The organism is Nocardioides sp. YR527, from assembly GCF_900101045.1.
Lineage (GTDB): Bacteria > Actinomycetota > Actinomycetes > Propionibacteriales > Nocardioidaceae > Nocardioides.
On the sequence record NZ_FNFN01000006.1, the window covers coordinates 509,912 to 527,285 of the forward strand.

15 protein-coding genes are annotated in these 17,374 nt (G+C 71.6%); 13 read left to right on the forward strand and 2 right to left on the reverse strand.

Going from position 1 to position 17,374, the window contains the following annotated elements; translation table 11 throughout:
- The first annotated feature begins 11 nt into the window (after positions 1 to 11).
- The 11 genes from BLT25_RS20740 to BLT25_RS20790 all read left to right on the forward strand — a co-directional run bounded on the left by BLT25_RS20740 (position 12) and on the right by BLT25_RS20790 (position 12,483).
- Positions 12 to 1,298, forward strand: coding sequence for an efflux RND transporter periplasmic adaptor subunit (locus BLT25_RS20740; RefSeq protein ID WP_256328704.1), 1,287 nt, complete (start codon positions 12 to 14; stop codon positions 1,296 to 1,298).
- Positions 1,295 to 2,008, forward strand: a complete 714-nt coding sequence (locus BLT25_RS20745; protein ID WP_091049874.1) for an ABC transporter ATP-binding protein — start codon at positions 1,295 to 1,297, stop codon at positions 2,006 to 2,008. The genes BLT25_RS20740 and BLT25_RS20745 overlap by 4 nt, the downstream gene beginning before the upstream one ends.
- Positions 2,005 to 3,234, forward strand: coding sequence for an ABC transporter permease (locus tag BLT25_RS20750; RefSeq protein ID WP_091049877.1), 1,230 nt, complete (start codon positions 2,005 to 2,007; stop codon positions 3,232 to 3,234). Before BLT25_RS20745 ends, BLT25_RS20750 begins: the two co-directional genes overlap by 4 nt.
- A gap of 31 nt (positions 3,235 to 3,265) precedes the next feature.
- Complete coding sequence (locus BLT25_RS20755) at positions 3,266 to 4,153, forward strand: DUF5666 domain-containing protein (RefSeq protein ID WP_091049879.1); 888 nt, start codon at positions 3,266 to 3,268, stop codon at positions 4,151 to 4,153.
- Positions 4,150 to 6,045, forward strand: coding sequence for an efflux RND transporter periplasmic adaptor subunit (locus BLT25_RS20760; RefSeq protein WP_091049881.1), 1,896 nt, complete (start codon positions 4,150 to 4,152; stop codon positions 6,043 to 6,045). Before BLT25_RS20755 ends, BLT25_RS20760 begins: the two co-directional genes overlap by 4 nt.
- A gap of 94 nt (positions 6,046 to 6,139) precedes the next feature.
- On the forward strand, positions 6,140 to 6,865 hold the full coding sequence (locus tag BLT25_RS20765) for a response regulator transcription factor (RefSeq protein ID WP_091049883.1): 726 nt from the start codon (positions 6,140 to 6,142) through the stop codon (positions 6,863 to 6,865).
- 79 nt (positions 6,866 to 6,944) lie between these two features.
- Positions 6,945 to 8,369, forward strand: coding sequence for a sensor histidine kinase (locus BLT25_RS20770; protein WP_091049886.1), 1,425 nt, complete (start codon positions 6,945 to 6,947; stop codon positions 8,367 to 8,369).
- 109 nt (positions 8,370 to 8,478) lie between these two features.
- The gene (locus BLT25_RS20775; RefSeq protein ID WP_091049888.1) at positions 8,479 to 9,246 is read left to right on the forward strand and encodes an ABC transporter ATP-binding protein; all 768 of its coding nucleotides are present in this window, start codon (positions 8,479 to 8,481) and stop codon (positions 9,244 to 9,246) included.
- A complete protein-coding gene (locus tag BLT25_RS20780) occupies positions 9,246 to 10,595 on the forward strand; it encodes an FtsX-like permease family protein (RefSeq protein WP_091049891.1) in 1,350 nt (449 codons plus the stop codon). Before BLT25_RS20775 ends, BLT25_RS20780 begins: the two co-directional genes overlap by 1 nt.
- Before the next feature lie 17 nt (positions 10,596 to 10,612).
- On the forward strand, positions 10,613 to 11,845 hold the full coding sequence (locus BLT25_RS20785; protein ID WP_091050133.1) for a sensor histidine kinase: 1,233 nt from the start codon (positions 10,613 to 10,615) through the stop codon (positions 11,843 to 11,845).
- Complete coding sequence (locus BLT25_RS20790; protein ID WP_091050130.1) at positions 11,842 to 12,483, forward strand: LuxR C-terminal-related transcriptional regulator; 642 nt, start codon at positions 11,842 to 11,844, stop codon at positions 12,481 to 12,483. Before BLT25_RS20785 ends, BLT25_RS20790 begins: the two co-directional genes overlap by 4 nt.
- Positions 12,484 to 12,645: 162 nt before the next feature.
- Here BLT25_RS20790 and nadA read toward each other — a convergent pair whose 3' ends face one another.
- Positions 12,646 to 13,830, reverse strand: a complete 1,185-nt coding sequence (gene nadA / locus BLT25_RS20795; RefSeq protein ID WP_091049893.1) for a quinolinate synthase NadA — start codon at positions 13,828 to 13,830, stop codon at positions 12,646 to 12,648.
- A 35-nt stretch (positions 13,831 to 13,865) separates the two neighbouring features.
- Complete coding sequence (locus BLT25_RS20800) at positions 13,866 to 14,444, reverse strand: TetR/AcrR family transcriptional regulator (protein WP_091049896.1); 579 nt, start codon at positions 14,442 to 14,444, stop codon at positions 13,866 to 13,868.
- A gap of 119 nt (positions 14,445 to 14,563) precedes the next feature.
- On the opposite strand from BLT25_RS20800, the gene BLT25_RS20805 reads away from it, so the two are divergent.
- Together BLT25_RS20805 and BLT25_RS20810 are read left to right on the forward strand one after the other, a co-directional pair.
- Positions 14,564 to 15,976, forward strand: coding sequence for an APC family permease (locus BLT25_RS20805; protein WP_091049898.1), 1,413 nt, complete (start codon positions 14,564 to 14,566; stop codon positions 15,974 to 15,976).
- A 46-nt stretch (positions 15,977 to 16,022) separates the two neighbouring features.
- On the forward strand, positions 16,023 to 17,366 hold the full coding sequence (locus tag BLT25_RS20810) for a flavin monoamine oxidase family protein (RefSeq protein ID WP_091049900.1): 1,344 nt from the start codon (positions 16,023 to 16,025) through the stop codon (positions 17,364 to 17,366).
- Positions 17,367 to 17,374 lie beyond the last annotated feature (8 nt).

Genomic DNA, 17,374 nt, shown 5'->3' on the forward strand with positions numbered 1-17,374 from the left:
GAGGCAGTGTGGTGCGCAAGAGACTCACGGAGCGGTGGCGGAGGCTCGGGCGTACTGCCCGGATCCTGCTCGCCGCCGGAGTGGCGGCAGTGCTGGTCGGTGGCGGAGCGGGCGCCTGGGCGCTCACCCGCGAGGAGACCGCGCAGGCGCAGGCGATGCAGGTCCAGGCGACGTCTGGAACCGTGAAGGAGACGGTGTCGGCCAGCGGCACCGTGGAGGCGGCCGAGACCGCCGACCTGTCCTTCGAGGTCTCCGGCACGGTGACGAAGATCTACGCCGCCGAGGGCGACACCGTGAAGAAGGGCGACGCGCTGGCCCGGGTGGACGACACCACCCTGGTGGCCGGCCGCACCGCAGCGAAGTCGGCCCTCACCGCAGCCCAGGAGCAGCTCGACACCGACGAGTCCGCGGGCGCCTCCGACGTACAGATCGCCTCGGACGAGGCCGCCGTCGCGGCCGCCGAGGCCGACCTCGACTCCGCCCGCCAGGCCGTGGACGACGCCGTGCTGCGCGCCACGATCGGCGGTACTATCACCGGCTTCGACATCGCCGTCGGCGACGTCGTGGGCTCCTCGTCCGGCTCCTCGGGCTCCTCCTCCGGTGGATCCGGCGGTGACTCCGGTGGGTCCGGCTCGTCGATGGGCGGCTCCTCGGGCGGCACCAGCAGCGACAGCTCCTCGACATCGACGAGCACCGGCACCGTCTCGATCGTCTCCGCAGGAGACCATGTCGTCGAGGCGACCGTCAGCGCGGACGACGCGGCCTCCCTGAAGAAGGGCCTGCAGGCGACCGTCACCGTCAACGGGGTCGACGAGGAGGTCTTCGGGACCGTCGCGACGGTCGGCAAGGTCGCCGAGACGAGCTCCTCGGGCGCCGCGGTCTTCCCGGTGAGCATCACGGTCACCGGTGAGCGCGACGACCTCTACCCGGGCACCTCGGCCACGGCCGAGATCACCGTGAAGCAGCGCGAGGACGTGCTCACCGTGACCAGCGCCGCCATCACCACCGACGGCGACCAGGCGTACGTCCAGAAGGTCGTCGAGGGCAAGACGGTCAAGACCGCGGTGACGATCGGCGAGGTCTACGGCACCACGACCGAGATCACCGATGGGCTCGCCGAGGGCGACACCGTCGAGATCGAGGGCTTCACCCGTCCCGGCGGCTCGAGGTCCGGGAGCCAGGAAGGCGGCCAGGAGGGCGGCTTCGGTGGCTTCGGCGGCGAGGGGGAGACGGGGCAGATGCCCGGCGGCGGTCAGTTCCCCGGTGGCGGGATGCCTCAGATGGGCGGCGGTCAGTGAGCCCGAGCGCCCCGGTCGTCTCCGTGGACGGCGTGCGGAAGACGTACCGGTCCGGATCGATCGAGTTCGAGGCGCTGCGTGGCGTCGACATGGAGATCGAGGCTGGGGAGTACGTCGCCGTGATCGGGCCCTCCGGCTCCGGCAAGTCGACCCTGATGAACATCCTCGGCTGCCTCGACGTGCCGACGCAGGGCAGCTACCACCTCGGTGGCGAGGACGTCTCGACGATGTCGGAGGCATCCCTCGCCCACGTGCGCAACCGGCGGATCGGCTTCGTCTTCCAGCAGTTCAACCTGCTGCCGAGCCTGCCGGCCTGGCGCAACGTCGAGCTCCCGCTGATGTACGCCGGCGTGCCCAGGTCGCAGCGGCGCGAGCGCGCCGCCCGGGCCCTGGAGCGGGTCGGGCTCGGCGACCGGCTCGAGAACCGGCCCGGTGAGCTCTCCGGTGGCCAGCAGCAGCGGGTCGCGGTGGCCCGGGCGCTGGTCACCGAGCCGGACATCATCCTGGCCGACGAGCCGACGGGAAACCTCGACTCGGGCTCGACCGAGGCGGTGCTCGCGCTGCTCGACGAGCTGCACGCGAGCGGGCGGACCATCGTGCTGATCACCCACGAGCACGAGGTCGCCGCACGCGCCGGCCGCAGGCTGACCATCCGCGACGGCCTGATCACGGCCGACGAGCTGGTGCTCGCCACGGAGGCGGTTCGATGAGCTGGGCGGAGACTCTCGCGACCGCCTGGGACGCGGTGCGCTCGCACCGGCTGCGGTCGCTGCTGACGATGCTCGGCATCGTCATCGGCATCGCCTCCGTCATCCTCACCGTCGGCCTCGGCCAGGGTGCGCAGGACGAGGTCAAGAGCCAGATCAGCGCGCTGGGGAGCAACCTGCTGATCGTCTCGCCGGGATCCTCGACCTCCTCGGAAGGCGTACGCGGCGGCTTCGGGTCGGCCTCGACGCTGACCCTCCCCGACGCCGAGGCGCTCGATGACGCCGAGGCCGCGCCGGACGTGAAGGCGGTCGCCCCGGTGACCACCTCGAACGCCCAGCTCGACACCGCCTCGACCAACTGGACGACCTCGCTGGTCGGTGCCACGACCACGTGGCCGCAGGTGCGCAAGCGCGAGGTCGCGACCGGCCGGTTCTTCACCTCCGAGGAGGTCGCCTCGGGGGCGAAGGTGGTCGTGCTCGGCGCCGACACCGCCTCCGAGCTCTTCACCGGACCGGGCAGCCCCGTCGGGGAGACGGTCTCGGTCGGCGGCACCGCGCTGACCGTCATCGGGGTGCTGGAGTCGACCGGCGCGAGCTCGTCGGGCTCCACCGAGGACGACACCGCGGTCACGCCGTTGGGCACCGCGAAGTCGCTGACCGGTTCGACCAGCAGCTCGGTCTCGACGGTCTACGTCGAGGCGGTCTCCGACGAGGCCCTGCCGGCGGCCTACCAGGAGATCAACGCGCTGCTGCTCAACCTCCACGGGGTGAGCGCCGACGAGGCCGACTTCTCGATCTCCTCGCAGGACTCGCTGGTCGAGACCGCCAATGCCACCAACAAGACCCTGACGGTGCTCCTCGGCGGCATCGCGGCGATCTCGCTGCTCGTGGGCGGTATCGGCGTCATGAACATCATGCTCGTCTCCGTCACCGAGCGGATCCGCGAGATCGGCCTGCGCAAGGCCCTCGGCGCGACCCCGTCGGTGATCCGGCGCCAGTTCCTGGCCGAGGCATCCCTGCTCGGACTGGCCGGCGGTGTCGTCGGCATCGTCATCGCCGCCATCGGCGCCTGGGGTCTGCCCGGCCTGATCGACCAGCCCGTGTCCCTGTCCCTCCTCGCCACCGCCGCCGCGCTGGTCACCTCGTTGGCGCTCGGCGTCGGCTTCGGGGTCTACCCCGCCGGCCGGGCCGCTCGCCTGACCCCGATCGACGCGCTCCGCAGCGAGTGACACCACCATCTCGACGTACGAAGGAATCTCGATGACCAACACGTTCATGCCCAGCGCGCGCCGCTCCCGGGTGATGTCGCTCGCCGCCCTCGCCACGGTCGGGCTCATCGCCCTGACCGGTTGTGGTGCCGACAGCGACGCTGCCACCGACCAGCAGGGGCAGGGGTACGGCCAGGGCCAGGGGCAGGGACAGGGCCGCGGGATGGGCGGCGGCATGCCGGGCACCTCCGGCGAGATCGCCGCCATCGACGGCAGCACGCTGCAGGTCCAGGGCAGCGATGCCCAGACCGCGGTCACCTACACCGACGAGACCACGATCAGCCAGCAGGTCAGCGCCGCGCTGGCCGACGTCGCGGTCGGCAGCTGCGTCATGGTGACGACCGCCGACGACTCGGAGTCGAGCGAGACCGCTGTCACCGCCGGGACCGTCCGGATCACCGAGAAGACCGACGGGTCCTGCGCGGGCGGCGGTGGCTTCGGAGCCGGCCAGCGACCCGAGGGTGACGCTTCGGGTGCGCCCGAGGGGATGCCGTCGGACATGCCCAGCGACATGCCCGAGGGGATGCCGTCGGGCGGCCCCGGTGGCATGGGCGGCGGCATGGGCACCTCCGGTGAGGTGACCGAGGTCAGTGACTCGGGCTTCACCGTGGCAGCCACCTCGCGCGACTCCGAGGAGACGACATCGGTCACGGTCACGGTCGGCTCCGAGACCACCTACACGACCACGAAGACGGCCACCAAGAGCGCTCTGGTCGTCGGCACCTGCGTGACCGCCACCGGCGAGGCCGACGACACCGGGGCGGTCACCGCCGAGCGGATCTCGGTCTCCGACCCGGTCGAGGGTGAGTGCACCACCGGCTTCGGTGGCCGCGGCGGGATGCCGGGCGGCGCGCCGGGCCAGGACGGGGCGTCCTCGTGAGGCGCGTCTCCCGTACCTGGGTCAAGGCGGCCTCCGGTGCCGCGGCGCTGATCGTGGTCGCGGGCGGCGGCTACACGGCGTACGCAGCGACCGCCTCGTCCTCGGCCGGCTACCGCACCGCCGCGGTCACCACCGCAGACGTGGAGCAGACCCTCTCGCTGACCGGCACCGTCGCGCCCAACGGCCGCGCCGATCTCGCCTTCGCCACCGACGGGACCGTCGAGGCCGTCGTCGCCGAGGGCGAGACCGTGAAGAAGAACCAGGTGGTGGCCCGGTTGGACCGTACGTCACTGAAGAAGTCGCTCACCGCCGCCAAGGCCACGCTCGCCGCGGCCCGGGCGCAGTTGGCGAGCGACAAGGAGGCTCAGCTCTCCGGTGTCTCCTCGACGTCGGCCTCCGGCTCGGGGACGACCGCCTCGCCGAGCTCCGCGACCGGCGCCTCGCCTTCGAACGAGGTCGTCGCGGCAGTCTGGACAGGGACGACCTCGACGACCGCGAGCGGCGTCTCGACCGGCGGATCGACCGACGCGACGGCCGATCTGGTCGCCACGGTGAAGAGGCTGCAGAACGCCGTGGTCTCGGCCCAGAAGGCGCTCGACGCCGCCGACACCGAGCTCGGCACCGCGCAGACCGACCTCGCCTCGGCCCTGGAGAAGCTGACCGCGTTGGTCGCCTCCGGCGGCACCCTCGACGAGGACGGTGAGCTCGCCGGCGCGCTGAAGGCTGCCCAGGAGTCCTGTGGCCAGGACACCTCCGAGGCCTGCGACGCGGACCTGGAGACCGCGCTCGGCGCCCAGGACTCGGCCGGTGGGACCGTCACCGAGGCCACCGCGCTGCTCGGCTCGGCCCAGTCGGCCGTCGCCGAGGCCAAGACGGCGGTGACGACCGCGAAGGCCGACCTGAAGGACTACATCGCGCAGCTGGACGAGACGCTCGCGAGCGCCGGTTCGTCCGGTGGGGACGGCCCGGACCAGTCCGGCGGCGGCCAGCAGGATTCGGGGCAGTCCTCCGGTGGGTCCGGTCAGATGCCGAGCACCGGCGGCGCCCAGGGCGAGCAGAGCGGCGGCGGCCAGAGCGGGTCGGGCGCCACCGGCGGGTCGGGTGCCTCCGGTGGATCCGGTGGATCGGGTGGCTCCGGCGGAGGACAGAGCGTGACCGCCGCGACCCTGGCCAAGGACCAGGCCGAGATCGACCGGGCGAAGGCCGACGTCGCCGAGGCCAAGGCTGCGCTCGCGGGTGCGGTGCTGAAGGCACCGGCCGCGGGCACGGTCGCCTCGGTCGCCGTGAAGAAGGGCGAGAGCGCGTCAGCCGGCACCGAGGCGGTGACCCTCATCGCCGAGGGCCTGACCAGCGTGGAGCTGACCGTCAGCGCCACCCAGGTCGAGCAGCTCCGGACCGGTCAGGTCGCCGACGTCACCCCGGCGGGTGCCGAGGAGCCGCTCCCGGGCAAGGTCACCCTGGTCGGCCAGGTCCCCGACACCTCCTCGGGGAGCAGCACCTTCCCGGTGACCGTCACTCTCGATGAGACCGGTCTCGACCTCCTCGCCGGCAACATGGCCACCGTCGAGGTCGTGGTCGGCTCCGCGGAGGACGTGGCGACGATCCCGGCCTCTGCCCTCTCCAACGGCTCGGTGCTGGTCCTCGACGGTGACACGACCGAGCGCAAGCAGGTCACCACCGGCCTGGTCGGCACCACCCGGATCGAGGTCACCGACGGCCTCGAGAAGGGGCAGCGGGTCGTCCTGGCCGACCTCTCCCAGGACCTGCCGAGCGGCGATACCTCCGAGGAGCGGAGCTTCGGACGTACGGGCGGCGGCAACAACGTGCAGATGCCGGGTGGTGGTGGCCCCGGCGGGCAGGGTGGCGGCATGCCAGGTGGCGCTCAGCGATGACCCCGGCGATGACCCGGCGATGACCCGGCGATGACATCGACACGCCACAGCGACCTCACAGGCACCGCACAGCAAACGGCCGCATGATGGAGTCATGACTGCTGGAGGACAGGATCTGACCCGCGCCGACGGGTCGCCGCTGCGGGTGCTCGTCGTCGACGACGAGGTGAACATCGCCGAGCTGATCGCGATGGCGCTGCGGTTCGAGGGCTGGGAGATCACCATGGCCCACTCCGGCTCCAAGGCCGTCGCCGCTGCGAAGGAGACCGCTCCCGACGCGATCGTGCTCGACTGGATGCTGCCCGACTTCGACGGGCTCGAGGTCCTGCGCCGGGTGCGGTCGACCAACCCGGGCGTACCCGTCCTCTTCCTCACCGCCAAGGACGCGGTCGAGGACCGGGTCGCCGGGCTGACCGCGGGTGGTGACGACTACGTGACCAAGCCGTTCTCGCTCGAGGAGCTCGTCGCCCGGCTGCGTGGGCTGATGCGGCGGGCCGGTGCGACGCGGGTCGAGGAGCACTCGGTGATCCGCGTCGGCGACCTGACGATGGACGAGGACTCCCGCGAGGTGCACCGTGCCGGGGAGGAGGTCAGCCTCACCGCGACCGAGTTCGAGCTGCTCCGCTTCCTGATGCGCAACCCCCGCCGGGTCCTGTCCAAGGCCCAGATCCTCGACCGGGTGTGGTCCTACGACTTCGGTGGCCAGGCCAACGTCGTCGAGCTCTACATCTCCTACCTGCGCAAGAAGATCGACGCCGGCCGCGAGCCGATGATCCACACCATGCGCGGCGCCGGCTATGTGCTGAAGGCCGCTGAGTGAACGAGCGTCAGCGAGTGAACCGTCAAAGTGTCACGCGACCACGTCCGTACCATGGCGCTTGCGCGACGGAGGTGGTCGCGTGAGCGGCGGCCGTCTCAAGCGACTGGTCGCGCCGCTCAGCTCGCGCCTGGTCATCACCGCGGTCTCCCTGGTGCTGGTCGTCTCGCTCCTGATCGCCACCTTCGCGACGATCGCGCTGCGCGAGACGTTGATGGACCGTCTCGACCGGGACGTCAAGGAGATGGCGATGTCGGTGAGTCGACCGCGACCCGCGGGGATGCCCAACATTCCGCCGGGTGCGATCCGAGCGGTCTTCCCGGAGTCCTCTGCCACGGACAGCCAGATCGGCGGGTTCGACCCGGACGCGGAGGACGAGCTGTCCGAGGCGGACCTCGACATCCTCGAGGACGTACGCGTCGATGCCCGACCACACGATGTCGATCTGGACGAAGGCACCTACCGAGTGGTCGCCCAGTCCGGCTTCCTCGGCACGGGTGAGCAGGCGGTGCAGGTCGTCGGGATGTCGACCGACGAGGTCGACAACACCATCGAGAGCCTGATCTTCTGGGAGGCCCTGCTGACCCTGCTGGGTGTGCTGGCTGCCGCGGGCGCCGGCTACGTCATCGTGCGCCGCCAGCTCAGCCCGCTGCGCGAGGTCGCCGCCACCGCGCACACCGTCGCCGCGCTTCCGCTCTCTTCCGGGGAGGTCTCGGTGAGCGAGCGGGTGCCCGAGCGACTCACTGATGAGGACACCGAGGTCGGCCAGGTCGGTGCCGCGCTCAACTCGCTGCTCGACCATGTCGAGACCTCGCTGGCCGAACGTCACCGCAGCGAGCAGCAGGTACGCCAGTTCGTCGCCGACGCCTCCCACGAGCTGCGCACCCCGCTGACCACCATCCGCGGCTACACCGAGCTGGCCCAGCAGCGGCCCGAAGCGGTCCCGGCGGCGCTCGGCAAGGTCGAGGAGGAGTCGCTGCGGATGACCGCGCTGGTCGAGGACCTGCTCCTGCTCGCGCGCCTCGACCAGGGCCGACCGCTCGCCCGCGACTCGGTCGACCTGACCCGGCTGCTCCTCGAGGCCGTCGACGACGCCCGCGTCGTCGACCCCTCACACACCTGGCGGCTCGAGCTTCCGGCCGGCGCCGACTCCGGTGAGGCCGAGGTGATCGTCACCGGCGACGCCCAGCGACTCCACCAGGTGATCAGCAACCTGCTCACCAACGAGCGCCGGCACACGCCCGCCGGCACCACGGTCACGGTCCGCGTACGTCCTGACGGCTTCGACGTCCACGACGACGGCCCCGGCTTCCCTCCGGCCCTGGTCCCGCACGCGTTCGAGCGCTTCACCCGCGCCGACGAGGCCCGGCAGCGCGACGGCGGCGCCGGCCTCGGTCTCGCCCTCGTCCACGCCATCGTCACCTCCCACGGCGGCACCGTGACCCTCGCCAGTGCTCCGGGCGACACCACGATCGCCGTACGCCTCCCGCGCTCGTCCGAGGGATGAGGTGGGGTTTTCCCTACCCGGTTCGGCTCCTTGAGCCCATCGTGGGTGAGCGGCCGGTTCCTTAGCGTCGAAGGGTGACATCAGCCACCCGAAACCGCAGGAGCCACCCATGACCACACCCGCCCTCGAGGTCACCGGCCTCACCAGGACCTACGGCACCGGTGCGGCCGCCGTGGCCGCACTCAACGGACTCGACCTGGTCTGCGCGCCGGGCACGTTCACCGCCGTGATGGGGCCCTCCGGCTCCGGCAAGTCCACCTTCCTGACCTGTGCCGGAGCGCTGGAGCAGCCCACGGGCGGCCGGGTCGTCATCGCCGGCCAGGACGTCACCGAGCTGACCGAGGCACGCCGGACCAGGCTGCGCCGCGAGCGCATCGGGTTCGTCTTCCAGGGCTTCCACCTGCTGCCCTACCTCACCGCCGAGCAGAACGTCGCGCTGCCGCTGCGGCTGGCCGGTGGCCGGATCGACGCGGCGGCCCGTCCCCGGATCCGCGAGCTGCTCGACCGCGTCGGTCTGGGCGATCGCACCGGGCACCTGCCGGCACAGCTCTCCGGCGGCCAGCAGCAGCGGGTCGCGATCGCCCGGGCGCTGGCGACCGGCCCCGACATCATCCTCGCCGACGAGCCCACCGGAGCCCTCGACTCGCACACGGCCGCCTCGGTGCTCGCCCTGCTCCGGAGCCTCGTCCGCGAGCTCGGTGCGACCGTGGTGATGGTGACCCACGACCCGGTCGCCGCTGCGTACGCGGACAGCGTGGTCTTCCTCGTCGACGGCCGCGCCGTGGGGCGGATGGAGAACCCCGCCGCCGAGGCCGTCGCCGGCCAGATGGCGCATCTCGACGAGCTCACCGCCCGGACCGAGCAGGAGCTCGTGTGATGCTGACCCTGGCACTGCGCTCGCTGCGCCACCGCGCCACCGCCATGACCGCGACCTTCGTCGCGATCCTGCTGGGCACGGCCGTGATGGGGTCGTTCACGCCGTTGATCCAGGTCGCCCTCGAACCCGGCACGCCGAGCGCCGAGCGGGAGACCCTGCTCATCCTCGGGGGAGTGGTCGGAGCCTGGGGCACCGTCATCGCGCTCTTCTCGATCGTCTCCACCGTCGGGGTCACCGTCCGGCAGCGCGAGGTCGAGATCGGTCTGCTGCGCACCGTCGGTGCCGAGCCCCGTCAGGTCCGCGCCCTGGTGCGGGCGGAGACTCTCCTGGTCGCGCTCGTCGCCGCCGTCCTCGGAGCCGCCGTGGCGAGCCTGACCAGCCGAGCGCTCCTCGACCTGCTGCAGTCCGGCGGCGTCGTCAGCGAGCAGGTCGCCCACTCGGGCGGCTTGACCGCGCTCGCCGCGACCGTCGTCCTGCTCCTGCTCGTCTCCCTGACCGCCGCCGGCATGGCCGGGTCACGTGCCTCCCGGGGACCGGCGACGGTCGTCCTCTCCGAAGCCAGGACAGGCACCGGTCGGCTCGCCTGGTGGCGCTGGGTGGTGGCCGCGGTCGCTGTCGGCCTCGCCTCGTCCTCGGTCGCGATGACCATGGCCACGGGCAAGGACGCCGCTGACCCGTCTGAGGCGATGGCGATGACCGGCTCCCTCGGCCTTGTGGTCGCGGTGGGTCTCGCGGCGCTGGCACCGCTGCTGCTGCGGGCCGGCAGCTGGGTGCTGCGGCCGCTGCTGGGCGGCACGAGCGGTCACCTGGCGGCGTACAACACCTCGCGCAGGTCCCACCTGCTCGCCGGGGTTCTCGCGCCGGTCATGGTGCTCTCCGCGGCCTCGGTCAGCATCCTGATGCTGGTCGGGATCGACGAGCGAACGCTGCCCACCGGTCTGCCCCCGGAGGTCGTCGAGGGCTTCGAGACGGCCAACCTGCTCAACAACGTCGTCACCGCGATGATCTGCGCGTTCGCCGCGATCATGGTCGTCAACGCCTTCGCCGCCCTCCTCGCCGACCGCCGCCTGGAGCTGTACAGGCTGCGGCTGCTCGGCGCCACTCCAGGTCAGGTGCGCGGCTCCATCCTCGCCGAGGCCGGCGTGGTCGCCGCGGTCGGCACCGTCATCGGTCTGCTCGCCGCGCAGGCGACGATCGTCCCGTTCGCCTACGTCCGGGGTGAGGGCCTGGTTCCCGACGCACAGCTCTGGCTGCCGCCCGTGCTGGTGGCCGGTGCCGTGGCGCTCACGCTGGTCTCCGCGGCCGGCGCGACGAGCCGGGCATTACGCACGACGTCCGGCGCTCGCTGATGTCACACTCACTCCTGATGACCGAGTGGGATGCACCGATCCGGACCCTGCGACCGGAGCCGTTCAGCGGGCAGGCGCTCGTCGAGCGGCTCCGGCTGACCGGACTGTCGCTGGGCTATGCCCTGATGATGGCGCCCGCGCTGGTGCTGGTGATCCTCACCGTGCTCTCGATCCCGCTCGGGCTGGTGTTCGGGGTCGGCATCGGGATCGCCCTGGGTGCGGTGCCGGCCACCGAGGCCGTCGCCGGAGTGCATCGGCGGGTGAGCGGCATGCTTCTGGGGGAGAGGATCCCGGAGACGTACGCGGACCTGAGTGCGCGGCCCGTCCTCAGCCGGCCGTTCCGGTGGCTTCGGGAGAAGGCGCGCTGGCGCGACTTCGCCTTCTGCTGCTTCTCGGCGACCGGTGGCTTCGTACTCTCCCTGCTGCCCGTGGCGTTCGTGACCGCGCCGCTGACCTGGCTGATCCTGGCGTTCGTCGGCATCAACTGGGTGGCCTGGCTGCTGCTCCTGCTCACCGGCCCGCTGCTGCTGGTGTGGTGGGTGGCGACGCCGGGTCTCGTCCGGGCGCGGGCGGTGGCCGAGCGTGGCATCTTCGGCCAGGACCAGGTCGCCGCGCTGGCCGCCAGGGTGGAGAAGGTCGAGTCGACCCGTGCCGAGACGCTGGACCACTCGGCGGCCGAGCTGCGCCGCATCGAGCGTGACCTCCACGACGGTGCCCAGGCCAGGATCGCCGCCGTCGGGATGAGCGTCGGGCTGGCCGAGAAGCTGATGTCGACCGACCCGGATGCCGCCGCCGAGCTGCTGCGTGAGGCCCGCGAGACCACGGTGTCCGCGCTCGAGGACCTGCGTGGAGTCGTACGCGGCATCCTGCCGCCCGTGCTCGCCGACCGTGGCCTCGTGGGAGCCGTCCAGGCCCTCACCGCCGGACTGCCGCTGCCGGTCACCGTCGCCATCGACCTGCCCGGGCGCCTGCCCGACCCTGTCGAGTCGGCGGCCTACTTCGCGGTGGCCGAGTGCCTGGCCAACGCGGTCAAGCACTCCGGTGCCGACCGGGCGTTCGTACGCGGCAGCCACAACGGGCAGCGGCTGCGGATCGTCGTGGGCGACAACGGCCGCGGCGGCGCCGATGCGACCGGGCACGGGCTCGCCGGGGTCGCGACCCGACTGGCGGCCTTCGACGGCACCGTCGAGGTCGAGAGCCCCTCCGGCGGCCCGACCCTGATTACGCTGGAGGTGCCTTGCCGGATCTGAGGGTGGTCCTGGGCGAGGACCAGGCGCTGCTCCGCGTCGGCCTCACCCGGATCCTCGAAGCGGGCGGGATCGAGGTCGTCGAGGCCGTCGACAACGCGCCCGCCCTGGCGCGGGCCCTGGTCCGGCCCGACGTGGACGCGGCCGTGGTCGACGTACGTCTCCCGCCGTCCTTCACCACCGAGGGCATCACCGCGGCGATCGAGGCCAGACGGGCGCGGTCAGGTTTTCCGGTGCTGGTGCTGAGCCAGTACGTCGAGCCGCTCTACGCTCGCGACCTGCTCGCCGGGGGAGAGGGCGCGGTCGGCTACCTGCTCAAGGACCGTGTCGCCGACGTCGACGCCTTCCTCGGGGTGGTACGCCAGGTCGCCGGCGGCGGGACCGTGCTCGACCCGGAGGTCGTCGCCGCGCTCCTCACCCGCCGCGAACGCCCGCTCGACCGGCTCACCGAGCGTGAGCGCGAGGTGATGACGCTGATCGCCGAGGGCCGCTCCAACGCCGCCATCGCCGCCCGGCTCTTCGTCACCGAGAAGGCGGTCGGCAAACACATCAGCTCGATCCTCACCAAGCTCGACCTCCCCCAGGCCGGCGACGACAACCGCCGAGTCCTCGCCGTCCTGGCCTGGCTCAACGACACCTGAGCGAGGCGTCACCCACGTCGGCCGAGGCGTCACGTACGTCGGCCGAGACGTCACGTACGTCGGCCGAGACGTCAAACTGGTGCCAGCTCGGCCGACCGTGGTGCCAGCTCGGCCGACCGTGGTGACGCCTCGGCCGACCGGGGTGACGCCTCGGCGAGGGTGTCAGTCGTCAGCGGCGGCGGCCGGAGCCAGCCCCGGCAGGTCGAGCATGCGCTGCAGGGCGAGCTTGGCGTAGCGCTCGGTGTCGGGGTCGACCTCGATGCGGTTGACGACCTGACCCTCGACGAGGGACTCGAGGGCCCAGACGAAGTGGGGGAGGTCGATGCGGTTCATCGTCGAGCAGTAGCAGACGGTGCGGTCGAGGAAGACGATGCGCTTGTCCGGGTGGGCGTTGGCGAGGCGCTTGACCAGGTTGAGCTCGGTGCCGATCGCCCAGGCCGACCCGGCGGGAGCCGCCTCGATGGTCGAGATGATGAACTCGGTCGAGCCGACCAGGTCGGCCTTGAGGACGACCTCGTGCTGGCACTCGGGGTGGACCAGGATCTGCACACCCGGGATCTCGGCGCGCAGGTCGTCGATGGTGTCGGGGGAGAACCGGCCGTGGACCGAGCAGTGGCCCTTCCACAGGATCACCTTGGCCGCCTGGAGCTCCTCGGCGGACAGGCCGCCGCCGGGCTTGAGCGGGTCCCAGACCACGCAGTCGCCCAGGGACATGCCGAGCTTGAGCACGGCGGTGTTGCGGCCGAGGTGCTGGTCGGGGAAGAAGAGCACCTTGGCGTCGGACTTCTGCTCGAAGGCCCACTCCAGCACGGCCTGCGCGTTGGACGAGGTGCACACGACGCCGTCGTGGCGTCCGCAGAACGCCTTGATGTCGGCCGAGGAGTTCATGTACGTCACCGGCACGACCTGCTCGGCCACCCCGGCCTCCTCCAGCGCCGCCCAGGCCTTCTCGACCTGGCCCAGCCGCGCCATGTCGGCCATCGAGCACCCGGCCGCCAGGTCGGGGAGGATGACCGCCTGTGACGGCGAGGTGAGGATGTCGGCCGACTCGGCCATGAAGTGCACGCCGCAGAAGACGATGTACTCCGCGTCCGGGCGGGCGGCGGCGTCGCGCGCGAGCTTGAAGGAGTCCCCGGTCACGTCAGCGAACTCGATGACCTCGTCGCGCTGGTAGTGGTGTCCGAGGACGAACACCTTCTCGCCGAGCTTCTCCTTGGCGGCGATCGCGCGCTTGACCAGGTCGGGGTCGGAGGCCGCCGGCAGGTCGCCGGGGCACTCGACGCCACGCTCGGAGTTCAGGTCGGTGCCGCGCCCCAGGGGGAGCAGCGGGAGGTCGACAGTCGTCATGATGACGATAATACATGGGTCGCCGGTGGTGCCCGCTAGACGCCCAGAATCGCGTCGACCATGGCGACCTGGCCCGCCCGTGACCCTGAGCCCGGGTCGAGGACCGCGACCACCTGCGCCCCGATCAGGGTCGTTATCAGCAGGTCGACCGATCCGGGGACGTCGGTCGCAGGCACCTCCCCGGCGTCGACGGCCTCCTGCCAGTGCCGCCTCATGCGCTGCTTCCAGGCGGCCACCGCGGTGTTGTTGACCGTGGCCAGGGCGTCGTCGTTCATCGCCCGCTGCCACAGCGACATCGCGATCCGTGCCTCCAGGGCGGTTTCCTGCGCGAGCGGCATGATCTCGTGGCACATCCGGCGCAGGGCGGCGAGTCCGGTGTGGCGGCCGACGGACGCCTCGATGCGCTCGTTGGTGGCATCGAGGACGTGCTCGTACGCCGCCCGCAGGATCTCCTCCTTGCCGGCGAAGTAGTGGCTGAGTGCGCCGTTGGTGTAGCCCGCCTCGGCGGCGAGGTCACGCATGTTGACGCCGTCGACGCCGCGCGCGGCCAGCAGTCGCCAGGCGGCCGCGATGATCGCGCGGCGGCGCTCGTCGTGATCGACCAACCGTGGCATCAGGCTCCTTCCGGGGCGGCCTAAAGGTCTTACCGATGTCGGCGGACGCGTCGCCGATGTAGCGTGCGTCACATCTTTGGTTCTACGTCCGTTGAACCATAACGCATCAGGGAGTACCCATGGTCGACACCACACCGGCGGAGGCACCGGCCACCGCATCGTCGTTGAAGGGCTCGATCGGCGTCGCCGGCATCGTGTTCCTCGTCATCGCCGCAGCCGCACCGCTCACCGCGGTCGCCGGCTCCCTGCCCGTGATGATCGCCCTCGGCAACGGGGCGGGCGCCCCGATGGCGTACGTCGTCGCGGCTGCCGTCCTCCTCGTCTTCAGCGTCGGCTACGCCGCGATGAGCCGATCGGTGACGGACACCGGAGCGTTCTACGCGTACGTCACCCAGGGGCTCGGCACCTCGCCGGGACTGGGGGCGGCCGCGCTGGCACTGCTCGCCTACACGACCATCCAGGCCGCCATCTACGGCCTCGCCGCCGCGACGATGCGTGACGTCGTCCTGCGGTTCGGAGGCCCGGACCTGCCGTGGTGGCTGTGGGCCGGCGTCCTGATCGCCGTTGTCGCGCTCCTCGGCTATCGCAGCATCGACCTCGGGGCGAAGGTGCTCGGCATCCTGCTCGTCGCGGAGATCGCGCTCATCGTGATGCTCTCCGCCGCCGTCCTGCTCCAGGGAGGGGCACAGGGTGTCGACGTCGCCTCGTTCACCCCGTCGTCGTTCTTCTCCGGCTCGCCGGGGATCGCCCTGATGTTCGCGATCGGCTCCTTCGTCGGCTTCGAGGCCACGGCGATCTACGGCGAGGAGGCCCGCGACCCCAAGCGGACCGTGCCGATCGCGACCTACGTCGCCGTCGGCACGATCGGGGTCCTGTACGCGGTCGCGAGCTGGGCACTGGTGCTCGCGTTCGGGAGCGACCAGGTGCAGGCCGCCGCGCAGGCCGACCCGGCCGGCCTCACCTTCACCGCCGCTGCCGCCTTCCTCGGCGGCACCGCCGCCGACGTGATGATGGTGATGCTCGTGACCAGCCTCTTCGCGGCGCTGCTGGCCTTCCACAACGCGATCGCGCGCTACGTCTTCGCCCTGGCCCGTGCCGGGCACGCGCCACGACCGCTGATGGGCGTCCACCTGCGGCACGGGTCCCCGTACGTCGGCTCGCTGGTCCAGACGGCGACGGCCGTCGTCCTCGTGGGCGCCTTCGCGCTGGCCGGCGCCGACCCGGTCCTGGAGCTGTTCACCTGGATGGCCGGGGTCTCGATCGTGGCGATCCTCGCCGTCATGCTCCTCACCAGCGTCGCGATCGTCGTGTTCTTCCGGCGTGAGGGCGGCGACACCCGGTGGTGGCACACCAGGATCGCGCCCGTCCTGGGAGCGATCGGGCTGCTCGGCATCTCCGCGCTGGTGATCGACAACTTCACCACCCTCATCGGCGGCTCCACGACGCTCGCCAACGGCTTCCTCGTCGCCGTCGTCGTGACGTACGTCCTGGGCGCCCTCGTCGGCCGCAGACGCCCCGCACGCCGTGGCTGACCGCCCTCTCCGACCCCACCCCGACCACTCGACCACAGGAGCACCCATGAACCCCACCTCCGCCCGGCCCTCCGTCATCGTCGTCGGCGCCGGCTTCTCCGGCCTCGTCGCCGCCCGCGAGCTCGAGGCTGCGGGTGTCGACGTCCGCATCTACGAGGCCCGCGACCGGATCGGCGGGCGCGCCTGGACCGACGAACGCCTCGGCGGGCACGCCCTGGAGATGGGTGCCACCTGGGTCCACTGGATGCAGCCCTTCGTCTGGACCGAGATCACCCGTTACGGCCAGCAGATCCACCCCAGCCCCGACATCGAGGAGGCGTACTGGGTCAGCGAGGGCGCGGTCCGCCGCGGCACCGAGCACGAGCTCGACGAGAAGCTCGCGCGGCTGCAGGAGGTGATCTTCGAGGGCTCGCGAGAGCTCTTCCCCTACCCGCACGACCCGCTGTTCGTGCTCGAGTCCGAGGACACCGACCCCGACCTGCGCGAGCGCTTCCTGGCCGCGGACAAGGGCAGCGTCCTCGACTGCCTCCGCACCGGCGGGTTCAGCCAGGAGGAGATCGACCTCGCCGACTCCTACTGGTCGGCCGGCTACCAGGGCTCGACCGCGACCGCCTCACCGCTGATGGCGAAGCACTGGGCCTCGCTCAGCGACCACCGCAGCTCCCTGATGGACGAGCAGACCCTGCGGTTCAAGCTGACCCGTGGCATGCGCGGACTCTACGAGGCCATCGCGGCCGACCTGCGCTGCCCGATCGCCCTCGCGACGCCGGTGCGGTCCGTCGACCACGACGAGAGCGGTGCCCGGGTCGTCCTCGCGACCGGTGAGGAGATCGAGGCCGACGCGGTCATCGTGACCGCCCCGATCGGGGCGCTGGGGAACATCGAGTTCACCCCGCCGCTGAGCGACCTGCAGCGTGAGGTCGTCGCGGAGGGGACCAACTCGGTCGGCTTCAAGATCTGGATCAAGGTCGCCGGACGGCACTCCGTGATCGCCGGGGCACCGGGGGACAACCCGATCTCGCTGCTGCGCAGCGAGTACTTCCTCGAGGAGGAGGACGCCACGATCCTGGTCGGGTTCGGGTCGGACCACACGAGGATCGACCTCGAGGACATCGGGTCGGCCCAGCGTGCTGTCGACGTCTGGGACGCCGGCCTGTCGGTGATCGACTGCGGCGGCCACGACTGGGTCGCCGACCCGTGGTCGGGCCAGACCTGGGCCACGGTGCGCTCCGGCCGGTTCGTCGACGGCTGGAGCCACTTCAACCAGACCACGACCCGGCTCCATCTGGCCGGCGCCGACTTCGCCCAGGGGTGGAACGGTGTCGTCGTCGACGGTGCGATCGAGTCGGGGATCACGACCGCCCGGAAGGTGATCGCCGACCTGCGATGAGATCCGCC

Excerpts from the sequence above, each read along its gene's own strand:
- BLT25_RS20750 (WP_091049877.1), top strand. The coding sequence starts at position 2,005 with ATGAGCTGGGCGGAGACTCTCGCGACCGCCTGGGACGCGGTGCGCTCG.
- BLT25_RS20755 (WP_091049879.1), top strand. The coding sequence starts at position 3,266 with ATGACCAACACGTTCATGCCCAGCGCGCGCCGCTCCCGGGTGATGTCG.
- BLT25_RS20765 (WP_091049883.1), top strand. The coding sequence starts at position 6,140 with ATGACTGCTGGAGGACAGGATCTGACCCGCGCCGACGGGTCGCCGCTG.
- BLT25_RS20775 (WP_091049888.1), top strand. The coding sequence starts at position 8,479 with ATGACCACACCCGCCCTCGAGGTCACCGGCCTCACCAGGACCTACGGC.
- BLT25_RS20780 (WP_091049891.1), top strand. The coding sequence starts at position 9,246 with ATGCTGACCCTGGCACTGCGCTCGCTGCGCCACCGCGCCACCGCCATG.
- BLT25_RS20785 (WP_091050133.1), top strand. The coding sequence starts at position 10,613 with ATGACCGAGTGGGATGCACCGATCCGGACCCTGCGACCGGAGCCGTTC.
- nadA (WP_091049893.1), bottom strand. The coding sequence starts at position 13,830 with ATGACGACTGTCGACCTCCCGCTGCTCCCCCTGGGGCGCGGCACCGAC.
- BLT25_RS20800 (WP_091049896.1), bottom strand. The coding sequence starts at position 14,444 with ATGCCACGGTTGGTCGATCACGACGAGCGCCGCCGCGCGATCATCGCG.
- BLT25_RS20805 (WP_091049898.1), top strand. The coding sequence starts at position 14,564 with ATGGTCGACACCACACCGGCGGAGGCACCGGCCACCGCATCGTCGTTG.
- BLT25_RS20810 (WP_091049900.1), top strand. The coding sequence starts at position 16,023 with ATGAACCCCACCTCCGCCCGGCCCTCCGTCATCGTCGTCGGCGCCGGC.